Below are 263 nucleotides of genomic sequence, written 5' to 3' on the forward strand. Positions count from 1 at the left end.
CTCCGCTCTCCCATCGGCGCAACCGGGCGGCGATGCCTTCGGGGTTCGGATTGTCGAGGAAAGGCCGGAGCGCTCCGATCGTACGTTGTTCCACCGGAAGATCCGCAAGCCCATCGATGGCGGTGGCAATGTCGCGCAGTTCGGTGACAGACAACTGCCCCGACAACGACCCCACCAGCTTTCCAATCCAGTCTGCGAGGAAGATCTTGTTTTCTGGCGTCAGGTCGAGTGCCTTAAGTGGCGCACAACCGGTAGGCTTGCCG

General features: G+C 61.6%; 1 pseudogene. It reads right to left on the reverse strand.

Annotated features, from left to right (window positions below):
• Window positions 1-263: pseudogene (locus SB822_RS58150) on the reverse strand (VirB4 family type IV secretion/conjugal transfer ATPase); the annotation flags it as partial.

The sequence above is a fragment of the Paraburkholderia sp. SIMBA_054 genome (genome assembly GCF_046534875.1).
Classification (GTDB): domain Bacteria; phylum Pseudomonadota; class Gammaproteobacteria; order Burkholderiales; family Burkholderiaceae; genus Paraburkholderia; species Paraburkholderia hospita.